Source organism: Clostridium tanneri, from assembly GCF_033659955.1.
Classification (GTDB): Bacteria; Bacillota; Clostridia; order Clostridiales; family Clostridiaceae; genus Clostridium_AM; species Clostridium_AM tanneri.
The window spans coordinates 22,483-34,230 of sequence record NZ_JARUJP010000017.1; the positions used below are offsets into that span (position 1 = coordinate 22,483).

Here is an 11,748-nt window from a genome sequence, read left to right on the forward strand (position 1 = left end):
TAATTCCGAGCAAAAAGGTACCTAAAAGAGACTTAATTAGTTGAGATAGTGACATAAATATCTTTGCTTCCATTAAAACACCTATAAGCAAAATTGATAATCACTAATATATTATTCAAGATACTTAAGATTTATTAATAGATTATAATAAATCCTAAGCTATGTATAAAAGTTATTATATTTCTCTGGTTTATTTGTCATCTATGGTTTATCCTATAATTGCTTTCTCTTCCCTCCATTTCAATTATATAGTCCTTACACATCTCAATAATTCTGCTTCCAACACCCTCATCAAAATACAGCAGTCTCTCTGAGGTAAACTCTGAAGACACAATAATGGGAAGGTTCTTCATGTACCTATAGTTAATTATTTCAAAGATTATATTTATATCCGATTCATTGATTTTACCCTTAAACAGATCGTCAATAATTAAAACCTCTGCAGATTTGTACTTTCTTATGCAGCTGGCATAGTATTCCTCGTCTAAAATGTTCTGTTTTAGTTTTAAGATTTCATCTCTATAGGACATATAAATTACATGAAGGCCCTTTGCTAAAAGGTTTAAGCCAATGGCAATGCTTAAATGGCTCTTTCCGCTGCCTACCTGTCCTAGAAAAGCTGCACTATTTTTTCTTGTAGCTCTTATGTTCTTAAAGTTTTTAAAGTAGTTTAGAGCAGTATTTTTTGCCTCCTCAGTGAATTGATTATAGGGCCTGTAGTTTGAGAAGGTAAGTCTGTTTTTTTCTGATTCTATTCCTGAGTTTTTCCACAGGGCACGGGTTTTGTCCATCTCTTTGCATTTGCAGAAAATTATCGTATCCTGGGCATTTATATTATGCTTTATTATAAAACCCTTTCCTAAACAAAGAGGACATTCTCCAATAGGGTTTTCTCTAGATACTGGAGAGAGTTCTTTGTTATTTATAGAGGAGGACTTCTTAGATAAGTCCTTCGATGTGGATGTCTGCTGGGTGATTTCCTCTTGGAGGCTTGTAGCCTGACCATTTACTGTGTTTTGCCGAAGTCTTTGTATAATAACATTTATCCTGCCAATACTTTTCTCTAGAGTATCCATCTATCCCATCTCCCTTATATTTTTTATAATCAGCAATAAATTTTTCTGCTGCTTCTGCAGTTTTTATGCCTTTATCCAGCCAGTTGTAAAGAACCTTTTCAGCGTACCTTAAGTTCCGTGCATTACTTTCTATGGACTGCTTAAGGGCAAGTATAATAAGCTCTGGCTCCTTAAATTCTTCTAGGAGAGAGTTGAATATTTCGAGTTCATAGGAGCTTGGCAGTCTTATATTACTGCTGTAAAAGTTTAGTACACTTTTAAGGGCACTATTTTTGTCATTAGCTTTTTCAAGGATATTTGGTTTTGGTAATGTCTCCTCAGGGGCCTTATTATCATTATCATTAACTTCTGTAGTAATATCTGTAGTATTATCTGGTATTGGTCTGTCAGAATCAGCCACATGGACTGTCATCTTTGAACAACCAATTCTTCAATTTCAACCCCTCCACTTATAATTCACTTATAATAGTTATTTATAATTCTTCAAAAAATATCTTTTTAGTTTTCCTAATGCTCTGCTTTTTCGCTTTACAACAGTGTTAACATTTATGTCTTCTTTAGCAGCATACTCTTTTAAGGATTTATTATTTAGGTAAAACCAATTAATAATTTCTCTTTCATCTTCAGGAAGATTATTAATAGCCTTTTTAAGCATAGCTATTTTTTCCTTTAAAAGAACAGTCTCTTCTAAATCCTCTGGTGAATGTAGTATTTCTATAAACTCTATGCCGTCTTTGTTCAAGCTGTTTAGGCTGCATTTAAAGTTTTCATCCCATTTCTTGCTTATGACTTTTCTTAACTCTTCATTAAAGGTATTTTTAATAACCTTTGCAGCAAAGATTGTAAAGTTAGCGCCTCTATCAGCTTGGTACTTATACACAGCTTTCACAAGAGACAGGCTGCCTATCTGTATTAAATCTTCTGTTTCATATCCATTTATGTAAATCTGTCTGGCATTTTTTAGAATAAGGGGCTTGTACAAATTTAATATTTTTTCTAAGGAGTCTTTATTACCCTTCTGTGCTTCCATAATTAAGACATCAATATTGTTTTTTATCATAACAACCACTCCCCACTTATATTAGAAGAAGTAAAACAGGGCAAAACCTCTATTATAGAAGTTCTGCCCTGTTTTTATCTTCCGACCTCTGAAGCTAGCAAGTTTTTTATAGTCACTGAAAGATCATTTATGCTTAAGGTGAGCGCTTCAAGTTTACTTTCTAATCTAACCAGCAGGTACACGGATACCGCAATGGGAAATCCCATATTACCTATCATAGTTAAAAGGTCTGTATTCATTTAATCACCTACTATATATCCCCAGTGCAAAAGATATTACACCGGGGAGTTTGTTATTTTAATGGGTTTATTTGACTTGAAGATCTGTAGTGCTCTTATCCACTATCTCTGCAGAGTCCTTAACTTTTAAGTCACCGCCGGTAGAGGTAAATATGTTTTTGGATATTATAAGATCCATGGCAGTTTTTACCTCTAGGTCAGTTACGTCTTCTCTGACGTTACTTACTCTAATTGCTGTTTTTTTACCTTCCTCATTTAAAAAGTTCATTACCAGTGTTTTACTCATTTACACAGCCCCCTTTTTATTTAGTTGATGGTGGACAGTTAAGGTAAGTTTATTAACTGTCCATTGATTCATTCTCTTAGTTTTTGGATAAGTACCCTTCTAAATGTTAGTTATTGAATTTTGATCTTCCCTTATAACTTCATCTAAAGTTTTGCCGATAAGCTTTTCTATTTCCTTTGCTACGTCAAAGAGATCTTGCTCTGCAGCAGAGGTTTTTATTTTTGAAAAGCTCTGCTTTTTCACTATTTCCTTTCCCTTTGAGTCCATCCCATCGATGTACTTAATGATTAATGAACTACTTAATTTTGTTGCTGTTGCAGCCATATTTATCAACTCCTTTCACCTAATATATACCGGGAATTTTTAAAAAGGTGACAGGATTCTTAAAAATAATTACAAACTCATGTTCTATATTTATTATACGGAACATAAGTTCTTATGTAAAGAGAATTCTTTCCCTAATTTTTGACATAAGTAAAGGAGAGTTTTTATTGTAAGGAGATGAAGCCTGAGAATTTTTAAAGGCTTGGTAATAGATTTAAAGGAAATATTTTAAGGGGTTGTCTTATACGCTGTAAGACAACCCCTTTCTCTTCTATTTAATTTCATCAAGATTTACATAAAAGTCTTCTGCATTAGCTTTTTCCTTTAGCAGACCTTTTTCTTGAAGCCAGTTTATATTGTTTTCCCAAACCTTCTTGTCTTGATATAAGAAAGGTTCGTCCTTTGATTCCATCTTAGGAAGAAGAATATCTATACTTTGTTTTTCCACTGCCTCTATAAGAGGGAAATTATCCTTTTGCTGATTATTTAGCAATATCTTTAAGGATTTATCAGGGTTATTTTTTGTGAATTCAAAACCTTTTTTTGCAGCCTTCATAAACTTTTTCAAGGTTTCAGGTTTTTCCTTTAAAGTTTTATCACTGGTAACAAAGACTTCTTCGTAATAATTAGGTACTCCATATTTAGATGGATCAAAGTAGTTTATTTCATGACCTTCATGCTGCATTACTGGAACTTCATGGTTTACAAGGCCCCCAGTTGTAGCATCTACCTTTTTTGTTACCATTGATGAAAGAAGTTCAAAGCCTACATCTATTACTTTTACAGAGTTTGGATCTCCCCCATCTGCTTTTACCATGGTTTTAACATATTCTGTATTTAAAGGATTTCCTGAAAATCCAATGGTTTTTCCAGATAAATCTTTAGGTGAATTTATATTTTTTTCCTTTAAGGATATTATTACGTTTAATGGTGTATGTACTATTGCTCCAATAGATTTTACTGGAACGTTTTCATTTGCTCTTGCAATTACTATATCTGGTTGATAGTAAATACCTAAGGTTGCTTTGCCTGCAGCTGGTAGTGAAAGTGGGTCTGTTGGGTTAGAAGGGTATTTGATATTAACCTTTAAGCCTTCTTCTTTAAAGTATCCATTTTCCATAGCTGCATATATAAAGGTATGTATTGCGTTTGGATACCAGTCCAGCACTAAGTCTACCTCCTCTAGTTTTTCTCCATTAGTTTTAGCTGCTTCTTTATTTGAGCAGCCTGCTGCCATAAAGGTTATAAATATAAAAGTTAATAATAGTGAGAGATATTTAAGTTTTTTCATTACTCGTTCCTCCATTTTATTATTTTATTTTCTAAGAGATTAATTATAAACACAAGGATAACTGCAGCAAGGGATAAAATCACTATTGGAGCAAAGACTGCTGCTCCATCTAACTGGGTCATCATCCTTTTACTAAAATAGCCAAGGCCCGATTGAGATCCAAGCCATTCACTGATGGCAGCACCTATTACACTAAGAGGCACTGCTATTTTTATTGCTGAAAAGAAATAGGGAAGGGCAGAGGGAAATTTTAATTTGATAAATATATCCCTTTTGCTTGCTCCATAAGTAATCAGCAGTTCCTCCATTTCCCTTTTAGTAGAACGAAGACCATCATATAAATTCACCGTTATAGGAAAGAAAGTAATAAGTATAGTTACTACCACCTTACTCCAAATGCTGTATCCAAACCAAAGCACGAATATCGGTGCCAAGGCAGTAATAGGTATGGTTTGAGTTACTACTACAATAGGATATATTGCCTTTTCTATTTTCTCATTTAAGCTCATGGTTATAGCTAGGCCTACACCTAAAACTATTGATATAGCAAGACCTATAAAAGTAACCAACAGTGTAGAGGGAAGATGTACTAAAAAGAGAGGTTCTCTCAAAAGCCAAATCTTTTCTACAATTCTACTGGGAGAAGGAAGTATGTACATAGCATCTATATATCTTGCTAGAGCCTCCCATATTATAAAAAATACAATACTTACAATTATTGATGATTTATATTTCTTCATAGTTCAATCCTCTGCTTTAATTCATTGACAAGTTCTTCTTTTATGCTAAGCATTTCAGGTTTACTTAACATATGCCTGTCCCTTGGGTAACCAAAAGGTACTACTACTTCCTTTAATTTAGTTATAGGCCTTTCGGAAACTACAAATATTTTATTAGATAAAAACAAAGCTTCTTCAACATCGTGGGTTATAAATAATATAGTTTTATTAAGCTTTGACCATTGATTTAAAAGCCATTCCTGCATGGAAAGCTTTGTTATGGCGTCTAAGGCACTAAAGGGTTCATCTAAAAGCATAACCTCTGCACCGGTAAGGAGAGTTCTTATAAAGGAAACTCTCTGTCTCATTCCTCCAGATAAATCCTTTGGGTACTTGTTTTTATAGTTGTCTAATCCAAAGGTTTTTAAAAATTCTTCAGCCTTCTTTTTTGCATCCTTTTGTTTTTTGTTACCTACTTCTAGGGGAAGGCAAGCGTTTTCTAAAATAGTTCTCCAGGGTATCAGCAGGTCACTTTGAGGCATATACCCTATAGGATCGCTAATAGTATTAATGTTGTTATCATTAATATAGATTTCTCCATTAGAGCTTCTTTCAAGTTTAGAAATCAATCTAAATATTGTGCTCTTACCACAGCCACTGGGACCTATTATGCTTATAAATTCACCTTTATTTACATTGAAGCTTAGGTCTTTTATAAGGGTATAGGAGTCCTCTTCGTATTTAAAGGTTACGTCACAAAACTTTAACATTAATAATTACATCTCCTTGTTATAAGACATATCCCAAAACATTGCTTCATATTTGCTGGTATTTATAAATATTTCTTTTAATCTTTCCTTATCCTTTGGTGAAAGATTTTCTGAAAGTTCATCTACTAAATCTATAAGCCATTTAGTACATCCCACATATTCCTTTGATATATATCCTCTAATCCATTCACCATAAAATTCGTGGTCTACAGCACCAGGGTTTTTGCTTAAGTTTCTGCCAATTTCTAAATAGCTCCACATACAAGCCAGTAGAGAAACGGATACCTCTGGCAGCCCGCCTATTTGTGACACAGCAAGCATGTAGTTGGTGTATGAGATATTTGCAAGAGAAGCCTTTGTATTTTCAATTTCTTCATAGGTAATGCCCAGTCTTTTCATATAGGAGCGGTGAATACTCATTTCTCCATTTAGAATGTTGTTCACCATGCTGGAAAAGCCCTGCATTATATCTTCTCTATCTGCCTTTACTATGCCTAATGCATAAACCTTGGCATAGTCTAGAAGGTATATGTAATCTTGAATCATGTAAAATTTAAACTTGTCTATTTCTAGAGTGCCATTGCCTATTCCCTTTACAAAAGGATGGGTATAATAGGATTCCCAAATTTCTTTAACGCTTTCATACAAGCTTTCTGAAAACTTCATATTAGTGCCTCCTAATTTATAAAAATTTGAAAAATAAAAAAGGTACAAACCAGAGGAGGTTTGTACCTATGTCTTTAAAACTATAAAGGTATTTTTAAAATACATGAAACCTCTTCCTACGCTGGCATTATCCAGATCAGGTTATAGGGTCAAAGAATTACATTCTTAATCTCAGCTGATAACATCAGCCCCCCTGGGATTGGTAAATTATTAAATTTTCCTACAAGGTCATATTACTACAATGAATTGGTAAGGTCAAGATATATTTGGGGACGGTTTGCAATTTTTCTTTAAGTTTCTAATTGATGAAAAATTGCAAACCGTCCCTTAATCCTTGAATAATTGTGGACAATGCCTTAGATTTTTATGATAGAATATAAATACTAAGGAAATATTATTTTGCGTCATGTCAGTATTATGTCGTAAAAAGCTATAAGTCATAATTAAAACTATTGGGGGTCACAGAAATTGAGAGATATTATACGACTAGAAAATATAAATAAAACTTATGGAAAAAATGCTAAGACTCATGTACTTCATGATATTAATTTATCAATAAAGGAAGGATCTTTTAATTCAATAATAGGGGCTTCCGGCAGTGGGAAAACTACTTTGCTAAATATAATAGGAACTTTAGATAAGCCTACTGATGGGCAGATTTACATAGATGGCAAAAGGACAGATAACATGAGTAGAAGGGCATTGGCAGGTCTTAGAAATAAGACCATAGGTTTCATATTCCAATTTCATTATTTATTGCCAGAGTTTAATGCTCTAGAAAATGTTCTTATGCCTCATACTATAAGCAAGTTTTTCTGTGGAAGAAAGACTAGGGAAAAAGCTGAAGAGCTTCTTGATCTGGTGCAGTTATCAGATTTTAAGAGTAAGAAAGTCTATGATTTGTCCGGTGGACAGCAGCAGAGGGTAGCTATTGCTAGGGCGCTTATGAACGAACCTAAGATTATACTGGCAGATGAACCTACAGGAAACCTAGATTCTAAGTCTGCTAAGGGAGTTTATGATATATTCAGGAATGTTAACAGAGAGTTTAATACTACTTTTGTAATTATAACTCACGATGATAGGATAGCAAAAAAGGCAGATAGAATAATAAAAATAAATGATGGTGTAGTTTTCGATGTAGATAGAAGTATAGAAAGGGAAAAGAAAGATGTTTGCATCCTTTAAAATAGCCTGGAGATTTTTGAAAAATAATAAGGCACAAACTTTAATTATAATATTAGGTATAGCAATAGGTGTATCAGTCCAAATATTTTTAGGACTTTTAAGTAAGGGTGTTGATGCAACATTGCTAGATAAAATTATAGGAAGCTCTTCTCATATAACAGTCTATTTTTCAAAGGGAGGAATGGAAGAATGGGAGAGTAAGAAGGAAAAAATTCAAGCCTTAGGCAGTGATATAAAAACTGTGCTGCCGGTGGCTGAACATCAGGTTTTTATAAAGTTGAAGGACATGAATGAGCCTGTTAGATTAAGAGGAATTACATCAAAAGAAGCTAATCTTTTATATAACTTAGAAGACAAAACCTACGAGGGAAAGATGATAAAGGAAGCTAAAGAGGCTTTGGTTGGCAGGGAGTTAAAGGAGAGATTAGACTTAAAACTCGGAGATAAGTTTAATATAGTAACTATTGATAACAAAAATTTAGAACTTACAGTGACAGGGTTTTATGATTTAGGTTCTGCTAAGCTTAATAGACAGTGGGTCTTTACAGATTTAAAGACCTCTCAGGATTTAATAGGATTTGGAAATAAAATAACTTCAATTGAAATATCTGCAGTTAACCCTTATAACGCAGATATCTTAGAGAAGAAGGTAGAGGAAAGTTTAAATAATAAAAACTTAAAAGTAGATAACTGGAAAAGTCAAAACAAGCTTTTAGTAAGTGGTATAATTGGACAAAGAGTTTGCACTATTATAATTCAGGTTTTCGTATTACTTGCAGCGGTGTTAAGTATAATGAGTATATTGGGAATAACAGCAACCCAAAAGTATAAGCAGATAGGAATATTAAAGGCTATGGGTGTAGAAGATAGTTCTGTAGCTAGTATTTTCTTTGTTCAAGCTTTTATATTAGGGGTAATTGCAACATTATTTGGAGTAGGGCTTAATATTATGTATATAAAGGCTTTTAATAGATACATAACTTTAGAAGGGAAGCCCTTGGTAGATATAGTTATTGACAACAAGTTCATAATAATATCCTCTTTAATTGATATAACTGCTTCAACCTTAGCGGCCTTTTTTCCGGCAGCAAAGTCCTATAGATTAAGTCCTGTTGAAGTTATAGGAGGACAGAATGCTTAAGTTTAGAAGTAACAATTTAATAGATATTAGTAGTGAAGACTTTACTGTCAATCATACACTGCTCTAGAATAGGAGCGTTGCTAAGGGCAGTTAAGTAAAGTGACGCCAAGATTCATATAGATAATAAGCAAAAATGGGAATCAGGAGTGATGTAATGAGTAAGATGAAAAATAAAAGAGGGTTTCTTATAGTTATTACTCTAATAACAATATTAATACTATCATTAGGAGCGTTATTTAGCTTAGTATCGTGGAATCATTCTTACGTTGTTCCAAAGGTAAAAGTATCCTTTGATCTTATTGATAAGGGAATAAAAGCTCAAAGCAAAGGTGTAATGGAACTTAATAATGATGAGCTAAATGGCATTATAGCTTTTTATTCTAGTGGAAAGAAGACTTATGATGACTTAACTATAAAGGGAATCCACGGAGAGATGTCTGGGGACAGTTTACAATTTTTCATACCTTCCAGCTATAAAGGTATTAGTTTTCTATTGCGTACAGAAGGAAACTTAGGATTCAAGGAAGGTAAAGCTCAGTATATTGTGAATAAGGTCTATTTAGGTAAGCTGCCTATTTCTAAGGACTTTGTTTTAAATAAGCTTAAAAATGTTATGACAGGGACTATGGCTGCAGATAACTCTAGCATTTATTTAGATTTAAGTAGTATGCCTGTTAAGATTAAAGATGTTAAGGTTAGGGGTAGTATACTTGTTGTGGAAGTAGAGAAGGTTTCAGGGATTTATGAGGAGAGATTAAAGTTTTTAGAGAATATGATAAAGGATTTTATTAAATAGAGGTATGGGGACAGTTCACAACTATTCGACAAGCAAGGGGACGGTCTACAATTATTCCATTGATGAATAATTGTAGACCGTCCCCTTGTTTTTGTTGTTGAATAGTTGTGAACTGTCCCACATAGACTTCACTATTTGATAGCAAAAAGGTTGTCTTATAAATTAATATTAATAACCTCATTATGTAATTTGTAGAAGAAAGTTATCGATTATTTTCTTAAAATATAGCACAAAGAGGCTTATATCAATGATTTCAGTCATTTGCATGCTTGTACCAAAATATGAAGGAATAAATTCATATTCCATTAGATGTGCAAGCTAGAAATTTCTTTGTATAGATAACTATATTCAAATGTAATACAATAAAACACGTAGCAGATACAAGATAATAACTAATAAAGAGAACAGTTTAGAAGATATTAAAAATTTTGTATGTAAAATATTAAATTATTAATATAATAAAAAAACTTAGGAGGAATCATTTAATGAATAAAAAAAGTATAGGTACAATTTCAGCAGTAGCTTTTGCAGCAATATTATTATCTAATTCAGCAACAGCGGTTAAGGTTTCAGCAGAGGAAGTAGTTGAAAGCAGGTTATTAAGAGCTGGAGGAGAGGATAGATACGGGACTTCTGTAAAAGTGTCTCAAATAGGCTGGTTAGATGGTACTAAGAATGTAATCATTGCTAGTGGAGAAGGTTACGCTGATGCTCTTTCTGCCGCGCCACTTGCCAAGGCGAAGGATGCACCGATACTTTTGACTGAGTCAAAAAGCTTAAACTCTCAAACTTTAGAGGAGCTTAAAAGATTAAATGATAAGGTTAAGATAGAGAATATATATGTTATTGGGGGAACTGGTTCAGTATCTGAGGGAGCTTATAATAAGTTGAAAAGTGAATTTGGCAATGCAAATGTAGACAGGTTATGGGGAAATGACAGATACGAAACTGCCGTTGCCGTTGCAGAAAAGTTAGGTGTAACAGATAAAATAGTTCTAGCATCTGGTGATGGTTATGCAGATGCACTATCAGCAGCGCCTATTGCAGCTATGAAGGGAATGCCAATTCTTCTAACAGAAAGCAAAGAACTTTCAAAGCCTACAGAGGAATTTATAAAGAAACATTCAAGTATAAATAAGACCTACGTAATAGGCGGAACTGCTTCCGTTGGTGATGCAACTAAAGACAAAGTGCCAGGGGCAGAAAGACTTGGAGGAGCAGATAGATTTGAAACAAATACAGTAGTAATGAATTATTTTGCTGAGGATTTTGACTTAACAGGAGTATTAACAGCTCTAGGAGAGGGTCCTACTGGAAATGAGTTTGCAGATGCTCTATCAGGAGCTGCTCTTGCAGGAAAAGCTAATTCTCCTATAATACTTGTGAACAAGGAAGTGCCAGAGACTACTAGGAACTTTATACAGTCCAGGCTCTCACCTAGCACTTATATATTAGCCATTGGTGGAGAGGGCGTTATATCAGATTCATTAATACTATCCATGAGTATAAATGCAGATTTCTTAGATGAAGCGGACAAAACTTACACAGATAACTATGATGGAAATGTAGATATTATAGCAGACAATGTAACTCTTAAGGGAAATGTAAAGGGTGACTTATATTTAGAAGGAAATAATGCTACTGTTTCTGACATAACTGTAGATGGGACTATCTATGTAAATCCAGGTGAGGATGGAATTGTAAATATTAAGTCAGTAACTGCAAAGAAGATAGTTGTACTTTCTGGAACAAAAGAAAACATCCATTTAGAAGATGTTAAAGCTGAGGTAGTTGGTCTTGAAATTGACAATGACACACAAACTAAACCAGATGAAAGTACAGGAGCAGTAAATGAAGTAGAAGATACAACGGTAGATTCAACTAAGCCAGATGTGATAGAAGATAATTCTAATCAAAATAGCACTGATGTAAAAGTTGAAGAGGAAACTCAAATCAATAATTAGAACTTTATGGGGACAGTCTACAATTATTACACATTTATTGTGTTAAAAATTGTAGACTGTCCCTTTTCTTTACGCAGATTTTTCATACTAAACTTAATTGCATTAAATAATTGTTTAAATTAAATGAGACTAATCTCTATAAATACCCTTGTATCTTTAGGGGACAGTCTACAATTATTTGCTAATTCACTATAGCTGAAAAGTTGTAAACTGTCCCCAGTATGTCCA

At 33.6% G+C, this 11,748-nt stretch carries 14 protein-coding genes and 1 riboswitch; of the genes, 4 read left to right on the forward strand and 10 right to left on the reverse strand.

Going from position 1 to position 11,748, the window contains the following annotated elements; genetic code table 11:
• Positions 1 to 197: 197 nt before the first annotated feature.
• The 10 genes from P8V03_RS13745 to tenA form a co-directional block, all read right to left on the reverse strand.
• The gene (locus tag P8V03_RS13745) at positions 198 to 1,055 is read right to left on the reverse strand and encodes an ATP-binding protein (protein ID WP_318798643.1); all 858 of its coding nucleotides are present in this window, start codon (positions 1,053 to 1,055) and stop codon (positions 198 to 200) included.
• Entirely contained in the window at positions 940 to 1,488 is a 549-nt protein-coding gene (locus P8V03_RS13750; protein ID WP_318798555.1) for a DnaD domain-containing protein, read from the reverse strand. Before P8V03_RS13750 ends, P8V03_RS13745 begins: the two co-directional genes overlap by 116 nt.
• A 57-nt stretch (positions 1,489 to 1,545) precedes the next feature.
• Positions 1,546 to 2,136: a sigma-70 family RNA polymerase sigma factor gene (locus P8V03_RS13755; RefSeq protein WP_318798556.1), complete on the reverse strand. Its 591-nt coding sequence runs from the start codon at positions 2,134 to 2,136 to the stop codon at positions 1,546 to 1,548.
• Between the two features lie 74 nt (positions 2,137 to 2,210).
• Complete coding sequence (locus tag P8V03_RS13760; RefSeq protein WP_318798558.1) at positions 2,211 to 2,375, reverse strand: YvrJ family protein; 165 nt, start codon at positions 2,373 to 2,375, stop codon at positions 2,211 to 2,213.
• Positions 2,376 to 2,442: 67 nt separating this feature from the next.
• Entirely contained in the window at positions 2,443 to 2,661 is a 219-nt protein-coding gene (locus tag P8V03_RS13765) for a DUF2922 domain-containing protein (protein ID WP_318798560.1), read from the reverse strand.
• 99 nt (positions 2,662 to 2,760) lie between these two features.
• A complete protein-coding gene (locus P8V03_RS13770) occupies positions 2,761 to 2,985 on the reverse strand; it encodes a DUF1659 domain-containing protein (RefSeq protein ID WP_318798562.1) in 225 nt (74 codons plus the stop codon).
• A 271-nt stretch (positions 2,986 to 3,256) separates the two neighbouring features.
• Positions 3,257 to 4,276, reverse strand: coding sequence for an ABC transporter substrate-binding protein (locus P8V03_RS13775; RefSeq protein WP_318798564.1), 1,020 nt, complete (start codon positions 4,274 to 4,276; stop codon positions 3,257 to 3,259).
• Positions 4,276 to 5,016 (reverse strand): ABC transporter permease, encoded by a 741-nt coding sequence (locus P8V03_RS13780; RefSeq protein ID WP_318798565.1) that lies wholly within the window; start codon positions 5,014 to 5,016, stop codon positions 4,276 to 4,278. The genes P8V03_RS13775 and P8V03_RS13780 overlap by 1 nt, the downstream gene beginning before the upstream one ends.
• Positions 5,013 to 5,765 (reverse strand): ABC transporter ATP-binding protein, encoded by a 753-nt coding sequence (locus P8V03_RS13785; RefSeq protein ID WP_318798568.1) that lies wholly within the window; start codon positions 5,763 to 5,765, stop codon positions 5,013 to 5,015. Before P8V03_RS13785 ends, P8V03_RS13780 begins: the two co-directional genes overlap by 4 nt.
• 6 nt (positions 5,766 to 5,771) lie before the next feature.
• Positions 5,772 to 6,431 (reverse strand): thiaminase II, encoded by a 660-nt coding sequence (tenA, locus tag P8V03_RS13790; RefSeq protein WP_318798569.1) that lies wholly within the window; start codon positions 6,429 to 6,431, stop codon positions 5,772 to 5,774.
• 96 nt (positions 6,432 to 6,527) lie between these two features.
• Positions 6,528 to 6,636, reverse strand: a riboswitch (TPP riboswitch).
• A gap of 263 nt (positions 6,637 to 6,899) precedes the next feature.
• On the opposite strand from tenA, the gene P8V03_RS13795 reads away from it, so the two are divergent.
• The 4 genes from P8V03_RS13795 (at position 6,900) to P8V03_RS13810 (ending at position 11,520) form a co-directional block, all read left to right on the forward strand.
• A complete protein-coding gene (locus tag P8V03_RS13795) occupies positions 6,900 to 7,619 on the forward strand; it encodes an ABC transporter ATP-binding protein (protein WP_318798572.1) in 720 nt (239 codons plus the stop codon).
• On the forward strand, positions 7,603 to 8,760 hold the full coding sequence (locus P8V03_RS13800) for an ABC transporter permease (protein ID WP_318798574.1): 1,158 nt from the start codon (positions 7,603 to 7,605) through the stop codon (positions 8,758 to 8,760). The genes P8V03_RS13795 and P8V03_RS13800 overlap by 17 nt, the downstream gene beginning before the upstream one ends.
• 154 nt (positions 8,761 to 8,914) lie before the next feature.
• The gene (locus tag P8V03_RS13805; protein ID WP_318798577.1) at positions 8,915 to 9,556 is read left to right on the forward strand and encodes a hypothetical protein; all 642 of its coding nucleotides are present in this window, start codon (positions 8,915 to 8,917) and stop codon (positions 9,554 to 9,556) included.
• A 485-nt stretch (positions 9,557 to 10,041) separates the two neighbouring features.
• Positions 10,042 to 11,520, forward strand: a complete 1,479-nt coding sequence (locus tag P8V03_RS13810; protein ID WP_318798579.1) for a cell wall-binding repeat-containing protein — start codon at positions 10,042 to 10,044, stop codon at positions 11,518 to 11,520.
• Positions 11,521 to 11,748 lie beyond the last annotated feature (228 nt).

Coding starts and splice junctions, on each gene's coding strand:
- P8V03_RS13785 (WP_318798568.1), bottom strand. CDS start 5,765: ATGTTAAAGTTTTGTGACGTAACCTTTAAATACGAAGAGGACTCCTAT.
- P8V03_RS13760 (WP_318798558.1), bottom strand. CDS start 2,375: ATGAATACAGACCTTTTAACTATGATAGGTAATATGGGATTTCCCATT.
- P8V03_RS13755 (WP_318798556.1), bottom strand. CDS start 2,136: ATGATAAAAAACAATATTGATGTCTTAATTATGGAAGCACAGAAGGGT.
- tenA (WP_318798569.1), bottom strand. CDS start 6,431: ATGAAGTTTTCAGAAAGCTTGTATGAAAGCGTTAAAGAAATTTGGGAA.
- P8V03_RS13765 (WP_318798560.1), bottom strand. CDS start 2,661: ATGAGTAAAACACTGGTAATGAACTTTTTAAATGAGGAAGGTAAAAAA.
- P8V03_RS13780 (WP_318798565.1), bottom strand. CDS start 5,016: ATGAAGAAATATAAATCATCAATAATTGTAAGTATTGTATTTTTTATA.
- P8V03_RS13775 (WP_318798564.1), bottom strand. CDS start 4,276: ATGAAAAAACTTAAATATCTCTCACTATTATTAACTTTTATATTTATA.
- P8V03_RS13805 (WP_318798577.1), top strand. CDS start 8,915: ATGAGTAAGATGAAAAATAAAAGAGGGTTTCTTATAGTTATTACTCTA.
- P8V03_RS13800 (WP_318798574.1), top strand. CDS start 7,603: ATGTTTGCATCCTTTAAAATAGCCTGGAGATTTTTGAAAAATAATAAG.
- P8V03_RS13770 (WP_318798562.1), bottom strand. CDS start 2,985: ATGGCTGCAACAGCAACAAAATTAAGTAGTTCATTAATCATTAAGTAC.
- P8V03_RS13750 (WP_318798555.1), bottom strand. CDS start 1,488: ATGACAGTCCATGTGGCTGATTCTGACAGACCAATACCAGATAATACT.
- P8V03_RS13810 (WP_318798579.1), top strand. CDS start 10,042: ATGAATAAAAAAAGTATAGGTACAATTTCAGCAGTAGCTTTTGCAGCA.